This is a genomic window from Pseudomonas sp. MF4836, from assembly GCF_002018875.1.
Taxonomy (GTDB): domain Bacteria; phylum Pseudomonadota; class Gammaproteobacteria; order Pseudomonadales; family Pseudomonadaceae; genus Aquipseudomonas.
Window position 1 is genome coordinate 348,629 of sequence record NZ_MVOL01000007.1, and the last position, 23,716, is coordinate 372,344.

The window sequence follows — 23,716 nt, forward strand, 5'->3', positions numbered from 1 at the left end:
ATGCCTTCAAGCGCCCAAGTCAGTGCCTGCGATGTGACCGAGCTGTATCGGCAACAGCACCAATGGTTGAAAAACTGGCTACGCCTGCGGTTGAACTGCTCCCACAGCGCGGCGGACCTGGCCCAGGACACCTTCCTGCGCTTGTTGAACAAGCCTGAGCCGGTGGAGATCCAGGCCCCGCGCAGCTTTCTGACCAAGGTCGCGAAAAGCGTGCTGAGCAATCACTACCGGCGGCAGAAACTGGAACGTGCCTATCTGCAAGCCTTGCAGGCGGTCCCGGAACAGTTGGTCCCCGACCTGGAAACCCAGGCCATCCTCCTCGAAACCCTGTTAGAACTGGACGCCGTGCTCGAACGCCTGGAGCTGCCGGTGCGCAAGGCGTTCCTCTGGTGCCAGCTCGATGGCCTGAGCCTTGGGGAAATTGCCGAGCGCCTGGAGGTTTCCGTGACGACGGTGAAGCGCTACATCGTCAAGGCGGGAGCCCTGTGCATCATGCTCGACGACAGCCTGGACCTGGTTTGAGCCCGCCGCTGCCCACCCGCGCCGGCGCCGAGGCCCAGCCGATTACCGCGGCCATCGCGGAACAGGCGATGCAATGGCAGCTCGACCTGCAGCAGCCGCCCATCAGCGAGGCCACCCTGACCGCCTGGCGCAACTGGCGCCAGGCCCATCCGCTGCACGAAAAAGCCTGGCTGCGGGCCGAAGCCTTTGCCCAGCGCATGGACCAGGTGCGCCAGCAAGGCCACAGCGCCCTGGCCAGCGCCACCCTGGGCCCGAGCCTGCGCCCCACCCTCAGCCGCCGCACTGCGCTCAAGCAATTGGGGGTGCTACTGGCCGTCGGGGCCGGGGCCTGGAATGCCCGGGACCTGGCGCTGGTGCAGGACTGGAGCGCCGACTACAGCACCCGCGTCGGCCAGCAACGCCGCCTGACCCTGGTCGACCAGACCCGGGTCCAGCTCAACACCGACAGCGCCATCAAGCTGCGCTTCGACCAGGACCTGCGCCGCATCAGTCTGCTGCGTGGGGAAATGCTGGTGACCCTCGACCGCCAGTCCGGCCTGCCGCCCCTCAGCGTGGACACCGCCGAGGGCCGCATCGAAACCGTGGCGGCTCGCTTCAATGTGCGCCAGGCCGCCGGCGTCACCCTGCTCGGGGTCTATGAGGGCAGCGTGCAAGTGCAACCGCGCAACCCGGGGCAGCCGGCCCTGACCCTGAACGCGGGCGAGCAGCTGCGCTTCGATCGCCAGGGCCTGCTCTCGCGGCAACCCCAGGGTGCGTCGCAGCCGGCCTGGAGCCAGGGCATGCTGGCGGCCCAGGGCCAACGCCTGGCGGACTTTCTCGAAGAACTGGGGCGCTATCGCCCCGGACACCTGGGGTGCGATTCGAGTCTGGCCGACCTGCCGGTCTCGGGCACCTTTCCCCTGGCCGATACCGACCGTGTCCTGAATGCGGTGGCCGAGACCCTGCACCTGGAAGTCCGCCCCTTCACCCGCTATTGGGTGACCCTCAAGCCCCGCACCCTGGCCGGCTGACATTTATTTTGCTCAAGGGTGGTCCGATTTGCTCGCTCGCGAGACTTAACCCCCAGAACACTGACATTCATGGGGATCCACACATGCAACTCGTCGTACGCAAGGGCCGGGGCTGGCACGTTTCACTCAAGCAAAACCTGGCGGGCGCGGTCGCCCAGGGCCTGGCCTGCATGACCACCGCCAGCGTGGTGCTGCTGGCACCGACCTGGGTCCAGGCTGCCGAACAGGCGCAACAGGATTTCGACATCCCCGCCGGCAGCCTGGCGGGTGCCCTGACCCGCTTTGGCCAGACCGCCCATATCCTGCTGTCGTACCCGACGACCCTGACCGACGGCCAGCAGAGCGCCGGACTCAAAGGGCGTTTTGACATCGACTCGGGGCTGGCCCTGCTGCTCGCCGGCACCGGCCTGCAAGCGACTCGCGACGCCACGGGCAACTACTCGTTGCAGGCGCGCAAAGCCGGCGACAGCAGCCTGGAACTGGGCGCGGTGTCGATTTCCGGCAAGGCGCCGGGGTCGACCACCGAAGGCACCGGCGAGTACACCACCTACTCTTCCAGTAGCTCCACGCGCCTGAACCTGACACCCCGGGAAACCCCGCAATCGATCACGGTCATGACCCGCCAGCGCCTTGACGACCAGAACCTCAGCACCCTGACCGACACCCTGGAAGCCACCCCCGGGATCATCGTCACCCGCGACGGCCTGGGGGCGGAAACCGACAGCTACTGGTCCCGCGGCTTCGCCATCCAGAACTACGAGATCGACGGCGTGCCGACCAACACCCGCCTCGACAACTACTCCCAGAGCATGGCCATGTACGACCGGGTCGAAGTGGTGCGTGGCGCCACCGGCCTGATCAGCGGCATGGGCAACCCGTCGGCGACCATCAACCTGATCCGCAAGCGCCCGACCCACGAAGCCCAGGCCAGCATCAGTGGCCAGGCCGGGACCTGGGATCGCTACGGCGGCGGCCTCGACGTCTCCGGTCCGCTCACCGACAGCGGCAATGTGCGCGGGCGCCTGGTGGCCGACTACAAGACCGAAAGCGCCTGGGTCGACCGCTTCAAGCAGCAGACACAACTGATGTACGGCATCAGCGAGTTCGACCTCAGCGAAGACACCCTGCTGACCCTGGGCTTCAGCTACCAGCGCACCGATGTCGACTCGCCGCTGCGCACCGGCCTGCCGACGCGCTTCAGCAGTGGCGAACGCACCGACTTCAGTCGCTCGACCAACACCTCGCCGACCTGGTCCTACAACGACCACCAGCAGACCAGCTACTTCGCCTCCATCGAACAGCAACTGGGCAACGGCTGGAGCGGCAAGGTGGAGTTCACCCACGCCGAGAACCAGTTCGACGAGCTGTTCAACTTCGCCATGGGTTCGGTCAACAAGGACGGCAGCGGCCTGACCCAACTGCCGGTGCGTTTCTCCGGCACCCCGCGCCAGGACAACCTCGACCTGTACCTGACCGGCCCCTTCAGCCTGTTCGGCCGCGAGCACGAGTTGATCGGTGGCGTGACCTTGTCCCAGTACAAGGAAAGCACCCCGAGCTGGGGCGGCTGGCGCTATGACTACGCCGGCTCACCGGCCGGCCCCATCGACAATCTGTTCGACTGGGACGGCCACTCGCCCAAGCCCAGCCAGAGCGTAAGCGGCAAGTCGTCGATCGATGAAAACCAGTACGCCGCCTACCTGACCTCGCGCCTGCGCCTGACCGATGACCTGAGCCTGATCCTCGGCAGCCGGGTGATCAATTGGAGCAGCGACACCTCCGACCGTCCATACGGCGGCGACGAAACCAAGGTCAAGCGCGAAGAAAACGGCGTGTTCATCCCTTACGCAGGGGTGGTCTACGACCTCGATGACACCTGGTCGGTGTACGCCAGCTACACCAGCATCTTCAACCCCCAGGCGTCCTGGGTGCGCAGCGAAGACAACAAGCCACTGGAGCCGATGCAGGGCAAGGGGTATGAGATCGGCGTCAAGGGCAGCCACTTCGACGGCCGCCTGAACTCCAGCCTGGCGCTGTACAAACTGCAGCAGGACAACCTGGCGATCTGGCAGCACGACAATGTCTACAGCGCCGAGCAGGACACCACCTCCAGGGGCGTGGAACTGGAGTTCAACGGCGAACTGGCCGAAGGCTGGCAGGCCTCCGCCGGCTACACCTACTCGGTCACCACCGACGCCGACGACCAGCGGATCGTCACCGGCCTGCCGCGCAACAGCTTCAAGACCTTCACCAGCTATCGCCTGCAAGGCCCGCTGGACAAGCTGACCGTGGGCGGCGGGGTCAACTGGCAGAGCAAGGTCGGCGGCGACCTGCACACCTTCACCCAGGGCAGCTACGCGGTGACCAACCTGATGGCGCGCTACGACATCAGCCGCAACCTCAGTGCCTCCCTTAACGTCAACAACCTGTTCGACCGCACCTACTACAGCAACGCCGGTTCCTACGGTAACTACGGCGCGCCGCGCAACCTGATGACCAGCTTCAAGTACAACTTCTGACCCGCAGCGATCGGCAGCGCGCCCAGCGCACCACCGGTCATTAAAAAACCCGCCTTTCGCAGCTGCGATCGGCGGGTTTTTTATGCCGGCGTGGTCTCAGACCACGGTCAGTTGATGGTTGGCGAGCAAGGTGGCCAGGTCCGTGTGCACGTTCTGCAAGGTGGCCAGGGTGGCGCTGCTGTAGGTGCTGGCGCTGCCATCGCGGTCGATGCTGATCACGGTATTGGCCCCGCTCTGGGTCACTTGCAGGTAGTTGCCGATATTGCCGGCACCGGCGCCCAGGGTGGCGACGCCGCCCTGGTAGCTGGCGCTGCCATCGCCGCTGTAGCCCACCAGCAAGGCATGCACGTCCAGGCGTTGGGTGCCGGCGGTGCCCTCCCAGGTGCCGACCTTGAAGCCATTGACGATATCGCTGCCATTGCCCCCGGTGTTGTTCGCCGAAGCCCCGGCCAGCACGTTGTACAGAAGGGTGTCGTGGCCGCCGTGGGTCAGGTTGAAGGTGTCGCTGCCACCCCGGCCCTCGAGGGTGTTGTCGCTGCCGCTGTCGGTGAAGGTGTCGTTGCCCGAGCCCCCGGCCAGGCCTTCGATGTTCTTGAAGGTGGCGGTGTTGAAGCCGGTGTTCTGCGCGGCCGCGTTGCTCAGGTCGATGGTCAGCGCAGTGCTGCCGGCCAGCTTGTAGTCGACGATGTCGGTGCCCAGCGTACTGTTCCAGACCGGGGTGCCGGCGATGGTTTCCCAACCGCCCGAGCCGCTGTAGGTGTTGGTGCCGGGCCCGGCAAAGAACGTGTCGTCATAGCCGCTGCCGACAAAGGTGCCGGTGGTGCTGTCGGTGCTGGCGTCGGCGGTCAATACATAGGCGTGGGTCGCCGCGCCAGGGGTCAGGCCGGTCCAGGTGCTGTTGAGCGTTGTACCCCCACCCAGCCCGGCGACCCCGGTGACGCTGCCCTCGCCGCCGTCGATGCCGACAATCGCCGCCTTGACCAGTACTGCGGTGTAGGTCATGGCCGGGTTCAGGCCATAGAAGTCGACGATGCCGCGGTCATCGGTGGTGCCGTAGCCGTACTGGCCATTGAGGATCCGCGTCTCCACCAGGGTGCCGCTGCTGTCGTAGAGATTGACGGTCTGCGAGACGTAGGTGTTGTGCCCCGCCGGGTCTTCGATCTTCAGGTGCAGGCTGGTGCCGGCGGCGATCACGTTGGGGTTGACCACCAGTACGTCCTGGCCATTGGCGTTGATCAGCAGGTCCTGGGAGCCGTCGTAGTTGAAATCCGCGGCTACCGCACCGGTGATCGAGGTCGCCGTGGCCACGCTGCTCACGCTCAGTAGGGTGCGGCTGAAGGTCGGCGCGGCGCCAATGCTGGCCGTGGTGTTCTGCCAGTACTCGTAGCTGGTCTGCAGTTTCAGAGTCGTACTGTCGGTCAGGTTGTCCTGGAACTCGAACACATCGAGCTTGCCGTCGCCATTCCAGTCGGTATTGAGGGTGACACCGCCGGCCAGGGTGCTGCTGGACAAGGTAGTGGCCAGGGTGAAGTTGCCCGCGCCGTCGCTGGTGTACACGCTGCTGGCGGTACCGGCGGTACTGGTCTGCCCCAGGAACAGGTCGAGTTTGCCGTCACCGTTGAAGTCGGCGACGTCCATGCTCTGGGTGCCGGGCGGGTAACTGGAGGTGTTACCGGCCGATGCGTTCACGTGGTAGAGCACGTTGGTGATGGTTTTCAGAGTGCCCGCCGCCGTACTCGCGGCCAATGCCGAAACCAGCCCATTGCTGCTGGTCAGCAACACCGTGAGGTTGGTCACCGCACCGCCAAAGCCGCCCCAGAATTGCCCCAGCAGGTCGACCCGGCCGTCGCCGTTAAGGTCGAACGCCCCTATGTCCTCGTTGATGTTGCCGTTGCTGGTGCTCCCGCTCAGCGGGTCGCTGGTACTCCCCAGGTCATAGCTGGTGAAGGTGCCGTTCTTGTTGTTGAGCTCGTAGACCCCGGAGTTGTCGGTGTACTTGTCGCCGCTGACGAGGTCGATGTAGCCATCGTTGTTCAAATCGATACCGACCTGCCCGCCCCAAGAGATCAAGGTGCCATAGCTGTAGTTGAGCAGTGTGTAGCTGGCGCCGTTGCCGTTGTTGATGAAGTCGTTGTTGCCCTGGGAGGTATTGGCTTGCTCGGTCATCACCGACAGGTTGCCGCTGCGGTTGATATCCAGCAGTTGCACGCTGCTGACCTTGCCCAGTTGCCCGGTGCCCGAACCTTCGGTGTACAGCAGGGTGCCCCTGAAATTATTGATGTTGCTGCCATTGCTGGCGAGCTGGGTGTAGATGCTGGTGGCATTGAAGTAGTCGAACAGGCCGTCGTTATTGACGTCGCCCACGGCCATGCCCATGGCACTGATGTTCGAGGTTTCGCCGGTGACCGTGGTGGTGCCGGTGGGCGGCGACAATACCGTCAGTTCATTGGTGCTGTGGTCCTGGACCGCCACCGAGCCGTCACTGTTGAATATCGCCGCGACCACCTCATAGGTGCCGCTGGTCAGGGCATTGGCGTTGGGCACCTGGACGTACCAGGTGTTGTTGGTCGGGTCGACCACCACCGCCCCCGTGGCCGAGCTGTAGGTGACGCCGTTGAGCATCACCTCCAGGTGCATGCCGCTGGCGAGCGCATAGGGGATGGTGCCGCTGATGATCGGCGTGCTGTCGAGGATGCTCTGGGTGTTGACCCCCACCGAGGCACCGGCACTCGAGGACGCCAGGAGCAACTGGTCGTTGCCCAGCAAGGTGGCAAGGTCGGTGACCACGCCGCTGAGGGTCAGCAGGATATTGGAGGCGCCGAAGGTGCCGCTGCCGGTCAGGTCGACCGACACATAACTGTTGCTCCCATCATTGCTGACGCTCAGGTAATTGTTCAGTGCCTGGGAGGCCGCATCGAGCACGAACTTGCCGCTGATGGCGTCCTTGTAGACATAGGCGGTGCCGGTGTAGCCGGACAGCAGACCACTGAGGTCGATCACATCGGCGGTGGCGCTACTGACCAGATTGCCGACCACAAAACCGCTGGCCAGGTCGCTGCCATTGCCGCCGGTGGCATTGCCGCTGTTGAGCAGGTTGTAGACCAGGGTGGCATGGCCGCCGGTGCTGCCGAGGACGAAGCTGTCGTTGCCGCCACGGCCCTCGAACAGGTTATTGACCAGGGCCGTGGTGCTGGCGGTGAAGGTGTCGTTACCTGAGCCGCCGCGAAGGCCCTCGATGCTGGTGAAGGTTGCGGTGTTGAAGCCGGTGCCCTGGGCCGTCAGGGTATTGAGGTTGACGTTGATTGCGGTACTGCCGGCCAGCATGAAGTCGACCACGTCCTCGCCACCGGTGGCGCTCCATACCGGCGTGCCAAAGCGCCCATTGCTCCAGCCGCCGGAACCGTTGTAGCTATCGGTGCCGGCGGTGGCGAAAAAGGTGTCGTTGTAGCCGGTGCCGACGAAGTTGCCGTTGGCGTTGTTGCTGCCGGTCTCGGCCGACAGGACATAGGCGCTGGTGGCCGCGCCCGCGACCAGCCCGGTCCAGCTGGCGTTGACGCTCTCGATGCTGTTCCCTCCTTCGCTTGCCAGCCCGCCGACATCGGCCGATACGCCGCCCAGGTTGCGCAGCAGTACCAGGGTGTAGGTCTGGCTGGCGCTCAGGCCATAGAAGTTGACGATCGACGAGCTGTCATTGGTGTTGCTGCCCGACTGCGGGTTGATCATTTGCGTACCCACCAGCTTGCCGCTGGAGTCGTACAACTGCACGGTGTTGCCGTAGTAGGCGGTCAGGCCGTTGGCATCGAGGAGGCGTAGATGCAGGCTGGTGCCGTACTGCACCACGTTGGTGTTCTGAATCCAGCGGGCGCTGGTGTTGCCGGTGCTGAAGTAGAGCAGGTCCACCGCGCCATCCCAGTTGTAGTCGGCGGCGACCGCACCGCTGACGTTGCTGATGGCGGTGGCCAGGATGCTGGTGGCAAAGGCCGTACCGCTGCCGTTGTTGGTGTAGAGGTTGATCGACGACGAGGCTGCACCGATGTTCGGCAACTCGATCACGTCCATGGCGCCGTCGTGGTTCCAGTCCACCGCCAGCGAGGCGCCACCGTTGAGGTTGTCGCCAAAGCCCAGGGGGCTGGCGCTCAGGCTGCCGGCCTGGTTGTTGAAGTACAGGCGGCTTTCGTTGGCGGTGGCCGTGGTGCCGTCCGAGCCGATCAGGCCGGAGTTGAGGTACAGGTCCATGTAGCCGTCGCCATTGAAGTCGGCCCAGGTCATGGAAATGGTCTGGGAGTTCTCCACCGGGCTGGCAAACACACCGGCCAGGGTCGCAGTGACGCTGAGGCTGCCGGTGCCGCTGTTGCTCAGCACCACCAGGGTGTTGTTGCTGGCGTAGGCCGGGTTGTTCTGGTGGAACACCAGGTCGACCGTGCCGTTGTTGTTGATATCGACCCCCGACAGTTGCGAATACGGCTGGCCGGTAGTCGAAGAGGCGCCGCCAGTGGCTGGGGTCTGCACAAAGTTGCTGTCCTTGATCAGCACCCCGGCGTTGTTGACCAGCAGTTGCGAGTCGATGCCGCCGGACGCATTGGCATCCCCCGGAAGGGAGGAATCGCCATAGGCCAGGTCGATGTACCCGTCGCCGGTCTTGTCATAGGCCACCACCGTACCGTGCCCGTCATAGACGCCGCCGCTGGCGCCACTGATCTGGAACGCGGTGTAGCTGCTGCCGTTGTAGGTCCAGGACTGCTGACCGTCGGTGTAATTGAAGTCGACGCCGAGCACATCCATGAAGCCGTCGCGGTTGTAGTCAACAAAGGTCACGTTGTTGACCGAGGTGGCGGTGGTACCGCTGGCCAGGGAGGTGGCGCTGTAGCTGGTCAGCCCCGTGGAGTTGTACACCGACAGGTTGCTGTAGAACTCCCACAGGCCATTGGTACCCAGGGTATAGGCGGTGCCCTTATTTTCAGTGTCACCCGCGGTATTAGCGCCGCCCCAACCGGTGTTGGCCAGGGGCGCATGATCATTGGCGCTGACCACATCGACCTCGGTAGTGGCGCTCAAGCGCGAACGGTTGCCGGCTGCGTCCACCTGCATCAGGGCCAGGTGATAAGAGCCGGTCGCCAGGCCGCTGGCACTCAGGCTCCAGCTGCCATCGGCGGCCACCGTGGCGCTGCCGATCAGGCTGTCGATGCCTTCGGAGTAGACCCCGTCGTTGTTCACGTCGTTGACCAGCAGCACCGTGTCGCCCGCACTGCCGGTGTGGCTTTGCGCGCTGGTAAAGGTCATGGATGTGTTGGTGGTGACATGGTCACCCGGCACCCCGCTGTCATAGGCACTGCCCAATGCGGGTGCCAGCAGACTCTGCACCGGCGCGACGGTATCCACCGTGACCAGTTGCGAGGCGGTGACGCTGCCGATGTTGCCGGCCAGGTTGAAACTGCGCAGTTGATAGGTGACGGAACTGGCGTGGCTGATGGGGTCGAGGTAGCTCCAGGTATGGGTGCCGGTGTTGACCGTGGTGCTGTTCCAGGTGCTGCCGCCGTCGCTGCTGATCTGCAACACGTCGCTGGCCAGCAGCGTGCCGCTGTAGGTACCGGATACGGTGAGCGAGGTGTCGCGGGTCACCAGGTCACTGTTGGTGCCGCTGTTGGTGGTGCTGGCGGTGCCTGCGGCCAGCGCCGAGTTGGTGTCGGTACTGACACTGGACACGGCCAGGGCGGTGACGGCCGGGCCGGTGGTGGAAATCAGCACCGCCTGGGTTCCGGCGCTGCTGGCGTTGCCCGCGCTGTCGACCACCCGCGCCTCAAAGGTGTAGCTGCCGGCCGCCAGGGTATTGCCGGTGTTGTCCAACTGGTAGGTCGTGCCGCTGACCAGGGTTGCGTTCTGCCAGGTGCTGCCGCCGTTGAGCGAGATCTGCAGCACCTCGCCACTGCCCAGGGTGCCGCTGAGCGTAGCGTTGACCAGCAAGGTCTGGTCATTGGTGATGAAGTCGCTGGCACTGGTGCCGGCATCCTGGCTGATGGCGCTGATGGTCGCGGTGGCGGTTGGCGCGACACTGTCGATCACCAGGCTTTGGGTCGCCAGGTTGCCGATATTGCCCGCAGCGTCGATCACCCGAGCCTGCACGCTGTAAGTGCCGTCGGCCATGCTGTTGGCGCTGTTGTTGAAGGTCCAGTTGGTGCCGGTGGTACTGGCGCCCTGCCAGGTGCTGCCGCCGTCGAGGCTGATCTGCACGCTTTCATTGGTCCCCAGGACCGCGCCCAGGCTGCCGTTGAACACCAGGCTGTGGCTGGCGGTGACAAAGTCGCTGCTGCTGGTGCCGCTGTCCGGGCTGACCGAGGTAATGAGAATGCTCTGGGCCGGCTCGCTGGTGTCGATGACCAGGGTCTGGTTGGCGGTCAGGCCAATGTTGCCGGCGGTATCGAACACCCGCACCTTGATGTTGTAGTTGCCATCGGGCAACGCGCTGCCGGTGTAGTCGTAGCTCCAGGTGGTGCCGGAAACGCTGGCCACCAGGTAGGTGCTGCCGCCATCGATACTGAACTGCACGCCCTCGCCCGCCGCCAGGGGCGCGCTGAGGGTGCCCTGGAACACCAGGGTGTTGTCGCGGGTGATGAAGTCGCTGGCACTGGCGCCGGTGTCGTTGGTGATCGACACGATGCTGGGGCTGGCAGTGGGCGCCACGGTGTCGACGATGACCGTCTGGCTGGCGCTGTTGCCCAGGTTGCCGGCGCTGTCTATGACCTGGGCAATCACGCTGTAGCTGCCGCTGGCCAGGCTGCTGGCGCTGTTGTCGTAACTCCAGGTGTTGCCGCTGACCAGCGCAGTGCGCCAGGTGCTGCCGCCATCCAGGCTGATGCGCACGCTTTCGCCACTGCCCAGGGCCGCGCCCAGGGTACCGCTGAACACCAGGGTGGTGTCGCTGGTGTTGAAGTCGCTGCTGCTGGTGCCGGTGTCCTGGTTGATGCTGACGATGGCGATGCTTTCGGTTGGCGCAGTGGTGTCCACCACCAGCACCTGATTGGCAGTAGCGCCCTGGTTGCCGGCGCCGTCCACCACCCGTGCCTTGAGGTTGTAGACCCCATCGGCCAGCACGCTGGCGCTGTTGTCGTAACTCCAGGTGCTGCCGCTGACCGTGGTGTTGAGCCAGGTGCTGCCGCCGTCCAGGCTGACCTGGGCAATATCGCCGCTGGCCAGGGTGCTGCCCAGGGTGCCGCTGAGCACCAGGGTGTTGTCGCTGGTAATGAAGTCGCCGCTGGTGCCGGTGTCGCTGCTGACTGCGACGATGCTGATGGTTTCATTGGCCGCCGGCGCAGTGGTGTCCACCACCAGGGCGAAGCTGCCCGAGGTGGTGCCCTTGTTGCCGGCGCTGTCGGTAATCGCGGCGGTGTAGCTGTAGGCGCCTTCGGCCAGGGTGCCGAGCTGATAGGACCAGGTACTGCCGCTGACGCTGGCGTTGCCGAGCAAGGTGGCGCCCTGGTAGATCTGCACCAGGTCGCCGGCCTGCAGCCCGCTGACCACACCGTTGAGCTGCGGCGTGGTGTCGTTGGTGCTGCTGCCGCTGCCGAAGTTGCCGATTTGTTGCAGCACGTTATCGGTGTAATTGCTGATGGCAACACTGTTGCCGCTGGTGGGCGCGCTGGTGTCGATCACCACCACCTGGGCGTTGCTCAGGCCGGGATTACCCGCCGTGTCCAGCACCCGGGCCTGGAAGCTGTAGCTGCCATCGGCCAGGACACTGGCGCTGTTGTCGTACTGGTAGGTGCTGCCACTGACCAGGCTCGCGGTGTGCCAGGTGCTGCCGTTGTCCAGAGAGATCTGTAGCGACTCGCCACTGCCCAGGCTGCCATTGAGGGTAGCGTTGACCAGCAGGGTGTTGTCGTTGGTGATGAAGTCGCTGGCGCTGGAGCCGCTGTCGTTGCTGATCGCAGTCACCGTGGCCGTGGCACTGGGCGCACTGGTGTCGATTTGCAGCCCATGGCTGGCCGGCACGCTGCTATTGCCGGCGCTGTCGATGATGCGCGCCTGCACCGTGTAGCTGCCGTCGGCCAGGACGCTGGCGCTGTTGTCGTAACTCCAGGTGCTGCCGCTGACCGTGGCGCCGACCCAGGTGCTGCCGCCATCCAGGCTCAGTTGCACGCCCTCGCCGCTGGCCAGGGCACTGCCCAGGGTGCCGCCAAAGTTCAGGCGGTTGGCCGAGGTAATGAAGTCGCTGCCGCTGACGCCGGTATCAGGGCTGAGGCTGTTCAGGGTGATGCTCTCGACCGGGGCCGTGCTGTCGATAACCACCGCCTGGCTGCTGGAGGTTCCGGGATTACCGGCAGCGTCCACCACCCGCGCCTGGAAGCTGTAGCTGCCATCCGCCAGGCTGACGCCGCTGTTGTCGTAGCGATAGGTGTTGCCGCTGAGCAGGCTCGCGGTGTGCCAGGTGCTGCCGTTGTCGGTGGAGATCTGCAACTGATCGCCGCTGCCCAGGGTCCCTGAGAGGTTGGCGTTGATCAGCAACGTGTGGTCGCTGGTGAGGTAGTCGCTGGAGCTGGAGCCCGTGTCGCTGGTGATTGCACTGATGCTGGCGGTGGCGCTGGGGGCCGTGGTGTCGATCACTACATTCTGGCTGCTGATCGCACCGATGTTGCCAGCCGCGTCGACGACGCGGGTCTGGAAGCTGTAGCTGCCATCCGTCAGGCTGGTGCCCGTGGCGTCGTACTCATAGGTACTGCCGCTGAGCAGGCCACTGTTGTGCCAGGTCGCGCCGCCATCGATGGAAATCTGCAGCGATTCTCCAACCCCCAGGGTGCCGCTCAATGTGGCATCGACCAGCAGGCTGCTGTCGTTGGTGATGAAGTCCGTGGCGCTGCTGCCGCTGTCGTGGCTGATGGCACTGATGCTGCTGGTGGCGCTGGGCGCGCTGCTGTCGATCAGCAGGTTCTGACTGGCCTCCTGGCCGATATTGCCGGCGGTGTCCACCACCCGGGCGAGCAAGGTGTAGCTGCCATCGGCCATGGCATTGCCGCTGTTGTCATAACTCCAGCCTGTACCGCTGACACTGGTACTGACCCAGGTCCCCCCGCCGTCGAGGCTCAATTGCACGCCCTCGCCCGCAGCCAATGCCGTGCCCAGGGTGCCATTGAAGACCAGGGTGTGATCGCTGGTAATGAAGTCGCTGGCGCTGCTGCCGGTGTCGCTGCTGACGGAGGTGATGGCGAGGGTTTCGCTGGCCGCCGGGGCCGTGGTGTCGATACGCAGGGTGTCGCTGGTGGTCTGCTCGACGTTGCCAAAATCGTCAATGATCCGGGCTTGCATGGCATAGCTGCCATCGGCCAGGGTCTGGGCCGTGTTGTCGTAGCTCCAACTGGTGCCGAGGCTGGTGCCGGTGTGCCAACTGGTTCCGCCGTCCAGGCTGACCTCCACATGCTGGTTGGCCGCCAGGGGCGAACCCAGGTCGCCGGAAATGATCAGCGTCGGGTCGTTGGTCACGAAGTCCTGATTGCTCAAGCCACTGTCATTGCTGATGGTGAGGATTTCGATCAGGTTGCCGCTGGCCGCGCTGCTGTCGATGACCACGGTCTGGGCCGCCAGGCTGCCGACGTTGCCGGCGGCGTCGATGACCCGGACAAATACGGTGTAGGTGTCGTCAGGCAACACATTAGCGGTGTTGTCGTAGGTCCAGCCCGCGCCATTGACCTCGGTCGCGTGCCAGGTGGTGCCGCCGTCGAGGCTGATCTGCACGCTCTCACCGGTGGGCAGGTTGGTGCTGAGGGTGCCGAAGAACATCAGCGTGCTGTCGTTGGTCTGGAGTCGTTGCCGCTGATCCCGCTGTCCTGGGAGATCGAATCGATACTGACCAGCGCGGTCGGCGCGGTGGTGTCGACCACCAGGTTGTGGTTGGCAACCTGGCCGACGTTTCCGGCGGCATCCACCACCCGGGCCTGCAGGGTGTAGCTGCCATCGGCCAGGGTGCTGGCACTGTTGTCGTAGCTCCAGCTGCTGCCGCTGACGCTGGCGTTGAACCAGGTGCTGCCGCCATCCAGGCTCAGTTGCACGCCCTCGCCGCTGGCCAGGGGGGTGCCCAGGCTGCCGCTGATCAGCAAGGTGTTGTCGCTGGTGACAAAGTCGCTGCCACTGCTGCCGGTGTCGCCGCTGATGGCGGTAATTGCCAGGGTTTCACTGGCGCTTGGCGCCGTGGTGTCCAGGGTCAGACTGAAGTTGCCAGAAGCCGTACCGAGGTTGCCGGCGCTGTCGACGATCACCGCGTGATAGGTCGTGCTGCCTTCGGTCAGGCCGCTCAGTTGGTAGGTCCAGGTGCCAGCGCTGATGCTGGCGGTGCCGAGCAGGGTGCTGCCTTGGTAGACCTGCACGCTGTCGCCGCTGTTCAAGCCGCTGACCGTACCGTTGAGCAACGGCGTGCTGTCGTTGGTAAAGGTGCCGTCGCCGAAGCTGCCGACCTGGGGCGCAACATTGTCGGTGTAACTGACAATGGCCAGGCTGTTGCCGCTGGTAGGCGGCGTGGTATCGACCACCAGGGTCTGGCTGGCCAGGCTGCCGATATTGCCGGCCAGGTCTATCACCCGCGCCTGCAAGGCGTGGTTGCCATCGGCCAGGACATTGCCGGTGTTGTCGTAGCTCCACTGGGTGCCGCTGCTGCTGGCCGCCAGCCAGGTGCTGCCGCCGTCGAGGCTGATCTGTACCGACTCGCCGCTGCCCAGCGCCGAGCCCAGAGTGCCGCCGAGCACCAGGGTCGGGTCATTGGTGATGAAGTCACTGGCGCTAAGGCCCGTGTCCTGACTGACGGTGTCGATGCTGATACTGGCCGTCGGCACGCTGGTGTCGATCAGCACATCCTGGCTGCTGACCGGGCCTTTGTTGCCGGCGGCATCCAGGACCCAGGCCTGGGCATGGTAGGTGCCGTCGGCCAGGGCCGTGCCGGTCAGGTCCAGGCTCCAGGTGGAGCCGACCACAGTAGCGGTGGCCGGGTTGAGCCCGCCATTGAGCGCCAGCTGCACGGTCTCGCCAACGCCCAGCGGGGCACTCAGGGTGCCGCTGATCAGCAGCGTGTTGTCGTCGGTGATGAAGTCGCTGGCACTGGCCCCGGTGTCGCTGCTGATGCTGCCGATCACCAGCCCCTGGGTCGGCGCGCTGGTGTCCACCGTTAGGCTGAAGCTCGACGATTGGGTGCCGAGGTTGCCCGCCGCATCGCTGATGGCCGCGTGCAAGCTGTAGCTGCCCTGGGCCAGGGTCGGCAGGCCATAGGTCCAGACGCCACCGGTGACCGTGGCATTGCCCAGCAGCGTGGCGCCTTGATAGATCTGCACGCTGTCGCCGCTGTTCAGTCCGCTGACCGTGCCGTTGAGCAGCGGCGTGGTGTCGTTGGTGCTGCTGCCATCGCCGAAGTTGCCGACCTGGGGCGCTACGTCGTCGGTGTAACTGCTGATGCTGACGCTGTTGCCAGTCAATGGCGCGCCCGTGTCGATCACCACGGTCTGGCTGGCCAGCGGGCTGGTGTTGCCGGCGAGGTCGGTGACCCGTGCGGCAAACTGATAGGTACCGTCAGACAGGACCTGGCCGCTGTTGTCCAGGGCATAAGTGCTGCCGCTCACCAGGCTCGCCGTCTGCCAGGTGCTGCCGCCGTCCAGGCTGATCTGCACCTGTTCGTTGCTGGCCAGGGTGCCGCTGAGGTGGGCGGTGATCACCAGGGTGTTGTCGGCGGTGATGAAGTCGCTGGCACTGCTCCCGGTGTCGCCGCTGATGGCCGTGATGCTGGCCGTGGCGGTCGGCGCCAGGCTGTCGATCTGCACCAACTGGCTGGCGCTCTGGCCGATATTGCCGGCGCTGTCGATCACCTGCACCTGAATGCTGTAGCTGCCATCGGCCAGGTTCTGCGCGGTGTTGTCATAGTTCCAGTTGGTGCCACTGACGGTGGCGCTGCTCCAACTGACGCCACCGTCCAGGCTGATCCTTACCCCCTCTCCCGCCGTCAGTGGCGCCCCCAGGCTGCCGTTGAACAGCAGCAAGTGGTCATTGGTGATGAAGTCATTGCCGTTGTCGCCGCTGTCGCGGGTAATCGCCAGGATCGAAATGCTTTCACTGGCCGCTGGCGGCGTGGTGTCGACCACCAGGGTCTGGCTGGTGATTTGGCCGATATTGCCGGCCGTGTCGATCACCTGAACCTGCACTGCGTAAGTACCATCGGCCAGGGTGTTGGCGCTGTTGTCATAACTCCAGGTGCTGCCACTGGTGTTGGCGGTGACCCAGGTCACGCCGTTATCGAGGCTGATCTGCACCGACTCGTTGCTGGCCAGCGGCGCGCCGAGGCTGCCGTTGAACACCAGGGTTGGATCACTGGTATTGAAGTCTGTGGCACTGGCGCCGGTGTCGCTGTTGATCGCGGTGATGAGCACGGTTTCGCTGGCGCTGGGCGCGCTGCTGTCGATCACCAGGGCCTGGCTGGCGCTTTGGCCAATATTGCCCGCCAGGTCGATCACCCGTACCTGCACCGTGTAATTGCCATCGGGCAACGATTGCCCGGTGCCGTCGTAACTCCAGCTGGTGCCGGAGACCTGGGCGTCATGCCAGGTGGCGCCGCCATCGGTACTCAGTTGCACGCCCTCGCCGTTGGGCAGTGCCAGGCCCAGGCTGCCGCGATACAGCAGGGTGTGATCGCTGGTGATGAAGTCGCTGGCGCTGGCGCCGGTATCGCGCGCGATCGAATCGATGCTCAGGGTCTCTCCCGCCAGCGGCGCCGTGCTGTCGATGACCACGCTCTGGCTGGCGCTCTGCCCGAGGTTGCCGGCGCTGTCGATCACCTGCACCTGCACACTGTAGGTGCCATCGGCCAGGGCATTGGCACGGTTGTCAAAACTCCACTGGGTGCCGCTGACACTGGCGTTCTGCCACGTGGCGCCACCGTCCAGGCTGATGCGCACGCCCTCGCCCACCGCCAGCGCCGTGCCCAGGTTGCCGTTGAACACCAGGCTATTGTCGCTGGTGATGAAGTCGCTATTGCTGATGCCGCTGTCGGTGGTGATCGAGGCCAGGTTGATGGTTTCGCTGGCCAGCGGCGCGCGGGTATCGACCACCAGGCTCTGGCTGGCGGTCTGGCCGATATTGCCGGCGGTATCGATCACCTGGACCTGCACGCTGTACGTGCCATCGGCCAGGTTGTTCGCCGTATTGTCGTAGCTCCAGGAGTTGCCGCTGACCGTTGCGTCATGCCAGGTGCTGCCGCCGTCCAGGCTCAGGCGCACGCCCTCGCCCGCCGCCAGGCTGCTGCCGAGGTTGCCGTTAAACACCAGGGTGCTGTCGTTGGTGATGAAGTCGCTGCTACTGCTGCCGCTGTCGCTGCTGATCGAGGAGACGGTGATGGTCTCACCGGCCGCCGGTGGCGTGCTGTCGATCAGCACATTCTGGCTGGCGCGCTGACCAATATTGCCGGCGCTATCGATGACCTGCACCTGCACGTTGTAGGTGCCGTCGGCCAGGGTATTGGCGCTGTTATCAAAACTCCAGGCGGTGCCACTGACGGCCGCCGCGTGCCAGGTGACGCCGCCGTCCAGGCTGATGCGCACCGACTCATCCGGACTCAGGGCCGCGCCCAGGCCACCGTTGAACACCAGGCTACTGTCGCTGGTGATGAAGTCGGAGGCACTGGCCCCGGTGTCCGTGACGATCGAGATAATGGTGACCGTCTCGCTGGACGCCGGTGGCGTGGTGTCGATCACCAGCACCTGGCTCGCGCTTTGACCGATATTGCCCGCTGTATCAACCACCTGAACCTGCACGGTGTAAGTGCCATCGGCCAGGGTGCTGGCGCTGTTGTCGTAGCTCCAGTTCGTGCCGCTGACCGTCGCGACTTGCCAGGAGGTTCCGCCATCCAGGCTGATGCGCACGCCTTCATCCACCGCCAGGGCCGTGCCCAGGGTGCCGCTGAATATCAAGGTGTTGTCGCCGGTGATGAAGTCGCTGCTACTGCTCCCGGTATCGCTGGTAATCGATGCGATGGCGATGGTTTCACTGGCCGCCGGGGCGCTGCTGTCGATCACCAGGGGCTGGCTGGCGGTCTGGCCGATATTGCCGGCGCTGTCGATCACCCGCAGCTCAATGGTATAGGTGCCGTCAGGCAGCGGCTGGCCGATACCGTCATAGCTCCAACTGGCGCCGGAGAGCGTCGCGTCGTTCCAGGTGACGCCACCATCGACGCTCAGTTGCACACCCTCGCCACTGGGCAGCGCCGTAGCGAGATTGCCGAAGTAAAACAGACCGTGGTCGCTGGTAATGAAATCGCTGGCGCTGATCCCGGTGTCGAGGAAAATCCCGGCGATACTCACCGTCTCGCTGGCCGCTGGAGCCTGGGTATCGACCACTACCGTCTGGCTGGCGCTTTGGCCAAGGTTGCCGGCACTGTCGACCACCTGCACCAGCAGGTGGTAGGTGCCATCGGGAACCGCAATGGCGCTGTTGTCATAACTCCACTGGGTGCCACTGACAGCGGCCGCGTGCCAGGTCAGGCCGTTATCCAGGCTGAGGTAAACCCCCTCGCCCGCCGCCAGGGCCGTACCGAGGCTGCCACTGAGCACCAGGGTGTTATCACCGGTGATGAAGTCGCTGCTGCTGGCGCCGGTGTCGGTGGTGATGGCATCGATGCTGATGGTTTCACTGGCGACCGGAGGCGTGCTATCGATCTGCACATTTTGGCTCGCACTCTGGCCAATATTGCCGGCGGTATCGATCACCTGCACCTGCACCGCATAAATGCCATCGGCCAGGGTGTTGCTGGTGTTGTCGTAGCTCCAGGCGGTGCCGCTGACCGCCGCGTCATGCCAGGTAGCGCCGCCGTCCAGGCTGATACGCACACCCTCGCCCGCAGCCAGGGCAGTGCCCAGGGTGCCGTTGAGCACCAAGGTGTTGTCGCTGGTAATGAAGTCGCTGCTGCTGGCGCCGCTGTCGGTGGTGATGGCGTCGAGGCTGATGGTTTCACTGGCGCTGGGGGTCGAGGTGTCGATCACCACGGCCTGGGTGCCGGTCGGGCTGGGGTTGCCTGCCGCGTTGATGACCCGGGCTTCGAACAGGTAGCTGCCGTCGGCCAGGGGGCTGGCGGTATTGTCGAAGGCAAAGGTACTGCCGCTGACCAGCGCCGCGTCGTGCCAGGTGGCGCCGCCGTCCAGCGAGATCTGCACCTTGTCGCCCAGGCCGGGGTTGAGTGTTCCGGTCAGGGTCGCGCTGACCACCAGGCTGGAGTCGCTGGTCAGGTAATCGCTGGTGCTGCTGCCGGTGTCCGAAGTCACGGCACTGATGGCGGCGGTCGCCGTCGGCAGCAAGGTGTCGACATAGGGGGCGCTGGTGGACGCGCTGCTATTGCCGGCGGCATCGGTGGCGATGGCGCTCAGGCTGCCGCTGATCTGCGGTGTGCCCGAGGTGGTGGTGTAATGCCCGGTCCCGTCGACCAGCGCGGTGCTGGTGCTGCCGTCGGGGTAAGTGATGGTCACCGAACTGCCCGCCTCCGCCGTGCCGGAAACGCTCAAGGTGCCGTCAGGATTGGCGCTGACACTCTGGCTCGGCGCCAGGGGTGGCGCAGTGTCGATGTAGCCGGAGGTGGTGGAGGCGCTGGTATTGCCTGCGGCATCGGTGGCACTGACCGCCACACTGCCGCTGGTTTGCGGCGTGCCCGACGTGGTGCTGTAGTGGCCCGTGGCATCGACCAGGGCTGTGCCCGAGGTGCCATCGGGGTAGGTGACGCTGACCGTACTGCCGGGTTCCGCCGTACCGCTGACTGTCAGCGTGCCGTCCGGGTTGCTGGAGATACTTTCGCCCGGTGCTAGTGGCGCGGTGGTATCGATATAGCTACTGGCGTTCGCGGCACTGGTATTACCCGCGGCATCGGTCGCGGTGACGCTTACCGTGCCGCTGGTCTGCACGGTACTGGAGCTGGTGCTGTAGTGCCCCGAGGCATCGACCAGCGCCGTGCCCGAGGTGCCATCGGGGTAAGTAACGTTTATCGTGCTGCCCGGTTCGCCACTGCCGGCCACCGTCAGCGTGCCATCAGGATGGGTGGTGAGGGTCTGGCTGGGCGCTTGCGGCGCCGTGGTATCGGTATAGGCGCTGGTGGTCGGCGGGCTGGTATTGCCCGCCACATCGGTGGCGCTGACCGACACATTGCCGCTGCTTTGCGCCGTGGTCGAGGTGGCGCTGTAGTGCCCGGTGGCATCGACCAGCGCTGTACCCGAAGTACCATCGGGGTAGGTGACGCTGACCGTACTGCCAGCTTCCGCCGTACCGCTGACTGTCAGCGTGCCGTCCGGGTTGCTGGAGACGCCCTCGCTCGGTGCCTGTGGCGCAGTGGTGTCGGTATAGGTACTGACCGCTGCCGCGCTGGTATTACCGGCGGCATCGGTTGCGGTGACGCTCACCGCGCCACTGGTCTGCACGGTACTGGAGCCGGTGCCGTAATGCCCGCTGGCATCGGCAACCACGGTGCTTGAACTGCCATCGGCATAGGTCACCGTCACCGTACTGCCCGGCTCGGCGCTGCCGGTTACCGTCAGCGTGCCGTCAGGCTGGGCGGTGAGGGTCTGGCTAGGCATTTGTGGAGCGTTGGTATCGGTATAGACGCCGGTGCTCGGCGCACTGGCATTGCCCGCCGCATCTGTCGCGATAACGCTCACGCCACCGCTGCTCTGTACCGTGCTAGAGCTGGTGCTGTAATGCCCGGACGTATCGGCGACCACGCTGCTTGAGCTGCCATCGGCGTAGGTCACCGTCACCGTGCTGCCCGGCTCAGCAGTGCCGGTGATCGCCAGCGTGCCGTCGGGATTGGCCGTGATGGTTTGAGTCGGAGATTGCGGGGCCGTGGTGTCGGTATAGACGCTGGTGGTCGCGGCGCTGGTATTGCCCGCCGCATCCGTTGCTGTGGCGCTGACGCTGCCGCTGCTCTGCACCGTGCTGGAACCGGTGCTGTAGTGCCCCGAGGCGTCGGCGACAACGGTGCTTGTACTGCCGTCGGCATAGGTCACCGTCACCGTGCTGCCCGGTTCCGCCGTGCCGCTTACCGTCAGCGTGCCGTCGGGGTTGGCCGTGACGGTTTCAGCCGGAGATTGCGGGGCGCTGGTATCGGTATAGACGCTGGTGCTTGGCCCACTGGCATTGCCGGCCGCATCCGTCGCGGTAACGCTCACGCTACCGCTGCCCTGTACCGTGCTGGAGCCGGTGCTGTAGTGCCCGGACGTATCGGCAACCACGGTGCTTGAGCTGCCATCGGCGTAGGTCACCGTCACCGTGCTGCCCGGCTCCGCAGTGCCGGTCACCGCCAGCGTGCCGTTGGGGTTGGCAGCGATGGTTTGAGTCGGAACTTGCGGTGCGCTGGTATCGGTATAGGTGCTGACGTCCGTTGCGCTGGTATTGCCCGCCACATCGGTGGCACTGACCGACACATTGCCGCTGCTTTGCGGGGTGCTCGAGGTGGTGCTGTAGTGCCCCGAGGCATCGACCAGTGCCGTGCCCGACGTGCCATCGGGGTAGGTGACGTTTATCGTACTGCCCGGTTCCCCGGTACCACTGACCGTCAGCGTGCCGTCCGGGTTGCTGGAAACGCTTTCAATCGGTGCTTGTGGCGCGGTGGTATCGGCATAGGTGCTGGCATCCGCTGCGCTGGTATTACCTGCGGCATCGGTCGCGGTGACACTCACCGTGCCGCTGGTCTGCACGGTACTGGAGCCGGTGCTGTAGTGCCCGGTGGCGTCGGCGACCACGGTGCTGGAACTGCCATCGGCATAGGTCACCGTCACCGTACTGCCCGGCTCGGCGCTGCCGGAAACCGTCAGCGTGCCATCAGGATGGGTGGTGATGGTCTGGCTGGGCGCTTGCGGCGCCGTGGTGTCGACATAGGCGCTGGTAGTCGCCGTGCTGCTATTGCCCGCCGCATCAGTCGCGGTGACGCTCACGCTGCCACTGCCTTGGACCGTGCTGGAACTGGTGCTGTAGTGCCCCGCCGCATCGGCGACCACGCTGCTTGAGCTGCCATCGGCGTAGGTCACCGTCACCGTGCTGCCCGGTTCTGCCGTGCCCGTGACCGTCAGCGTGCCATCGGGGTTGGCCGTGAAGGTTTGAGTCGGAGATTGCGGGGCGCTGGTGTCGGTATAGGTGCCGGTGGTCGCGGTGCTGGTATTACCTGCCGCATCGGTACTGGTGGTGGTGACGCTGCCATTGCCTTGTACCGTACTGGAGCTGGCGCTGTAGTGCCCCGAGGCATCGGCAACCACGGTGCTTGAGCTGCCATCGGGGTAGGTCACCACCACTGTGCTGCCCGGTTCCGCGTGGCCGGTTACCGTCAGCGTGCCATTAGGGTTGGCCGTCACGGTTTCAGTCGCAGGTTGCGGAGCGACCGTGTCAGTGAAGACGCTGGTGGTCGCGGTGCTGGCGTTGCCCGACACATCGGTCGCGGTGACGCTCACGTTGCCGCTGCTTTGGACCGTGCTGGAACTGGTGCTGTAGTGCCCCGTGGCATCGGCGACCACGGTGCTTGAGCTGCCGTCGGCGTAGGTCACTTTCACCGTACTGCCAGGTTCTGCCGTGCCCGTGACCGTCAACGTGCCATCGGGGTTGGCGCTGACGGTTTGAGTGGGTGGTTGCGGCGCCGAGGTATCGACATAACCGGTGGTGGCCGAAGTGCTGCTATGGCCACTGCTGTCCGTGCTCTGCGCACTGACCGGGCCCGACGGCTGATTGGGCCCGGAGGTAACGCTGAAGTGGCCATCGCTGCCCACCAGCACGCTACTGGAACTGCCATCCGGGTAGGTCACCCGTACTGTGCTGCCGGCGGGCGCCGTACCAGCCACGGTCAACCCGCCGTCGGCATTGCCTTCCACACTGAACACAGGCGCCGCAAGGGGCTCCGGGCCCTGCGCTGCCGGGTGTTTGTTGCTGCTGGCATTACGCCCCGCGAGCGCGGCGGCACCGGCCCCGGCCAATGCCAGCCCACCGACGATCCAGGCCAGGGTCGACAGGTCGAAATGGGCGTAGACCAGCAACGGATCAATCGAGTCGATGGGCACAAATCGCGCGCTCACCAGGCCATCGTCGACCGACTCCATCTGCAACAACTGCTTGCCGTCCTGCAGCACCAGTTGGTTTTGCTGAGGCCCCTGGGTCGGGAAAAACCCGTGAACCTTGATCACCGCTCCGGATGCCAGGGTCAAGTTCAGGCTGTCGCCTTCACGCACCACTTGGTGCAGCTCACTGCGTTTGCCTGTCAGGCGGATAACCGACGGCCCGTGCAACGACACTTCCTGCCCGACCACCGACAGCTGTTTTTGAGTGGCTTTATCGATAATGGAAATTGACATGTCCACTGAATCTACCTCGTTGCAATAAGGGCTTAACAGCACTTGAAGTTGAGGTAAACGTAGCAACGGCGGCTGCACTATCACGGCGTACGTGACAATTGTTCACAAACAGGAAAACATCATGAAAGTTCGACAACTCCAACAACACCCGTCTTTTTTATACGAATCGACCATAAACTAAAGTTATCGAACAATAACCCATTCAAATAGATATAACCCAGCAGAACAACCCTCTTAAAAACACCAACAACAAAAAATAAATCAATAAAATTCAAATAGTTAATAAAATCAATCCGACCGGCATAACTCCACCGGATCAATTGTCAACAATTGACACACA

Annotated in this window: 5 protein-coding genes; 3 read left to right on the forward strand and 2 right to left on the reverse strand. The window is 64.6% G+C overall.

Annotated features, from left to right (window positions below; translation table 11 throughout):
• The 3 genes from MF4836_RS18720 (at position 1) to MF4836_RS18730 (ending at position 4,048) form a co-directional block, all read left to right on the forward strand.
• Positions 1-522: a sigma-70 family RNA polymerase sigma factor gene (locus tag MF4836_RS18720; RefSeq protein WP_078471528.1), complete on the forward strand. Its 522-nt coding sequence runs from the start codon at positions 1-3 to the stop codon at positions 520-522.
• Positions 519-1,532, forward strand: a complete 1,014-nt coding sequence (locus MF4836_RS18725) for a FecR domain-containing protein (protein WP_078471529.1) — start codon at positions 519-521, stop codon at positions 1,530-1,532. Before MF4836_RS18720 ends, MF4836_RS18725 begins: the two co-directional genes overlap by 4 nt.
• Positions 1,533-1,615: 83 nt before the next feature.
• Positions 1,616-4,048 (forward strand): TonB-dependent siderophore receptor, encoded by a 2,433-nt coding sequence (locus MF4836_RS18730; RefSeq protein ID WP_078471530.1) that lies wholly within the window; start codon positions 1,616-1,618, stop codon positions 4,046-4,048.
• A gap of 96 nt (positions 4,049-4,144) precedes the next feature.
• On the opposite strand, the gene MF4836_RS18735 is transcribed toward MF4836_RS18730, so the two are convergent.
• Positions 4,145-13,816: a VCBS repeat-containing protein gene (locus tag MF4836_RS18735; protein WP_078471531.1), complete on the reverse strand. Its 9,672-nt coding sequence runs from the start codon at positions 13,814-13,816 to the stop codon at positions 4,145-4,147.
• Positions 13,816-23,376 (reverse strand): Ig-like domain-containing protein, encoded by a 9,561-nt coding sequence (locus MF4836_RS35820; protein ID WP_078471532.1) that lies wholly within the window; start codon positions 23,374-23,376, stop codon positions 13,816-13,818. The genes MF4836_RS18735 and MF4836_RS35820 overlap by 1 nt, the downstream gene beginning before the upstream one ends.
• Positions 23,377-23,716 lie beyond the last annotated feature (340 nt).

Coding starts and splice junctions, on each gene's coding strand:
- MF4836_RS18720 (WP_078471528.1), top strand. CDS start 1: ATGCCTTCAAGCGCCCAAGTCAGTGCCTGCGATGTGACCGAGCTGTAT.
- MF4836_RS18730 (WP_078471530.1), top strand. CDS start 1,616: ATGCAACTCGTCGTACGCAAGGGCCGGGGCTGGCACGTTTCACTCAAG.
- MF4836_RS18735 (WP_078471531.1), bottom strand. CDS start 13,816: ATGTTCTTCGGCACCCTCAGCACCAACCTGCCCACCGGTGAGAGCGTG.
- MF4836_RS35820 (WP_078471532.1), bottom strand. CDS start 23,376: ATGTCAATTTCCATTATCGATAAAGCCACTCAAAAACAGCTGTCGGTG.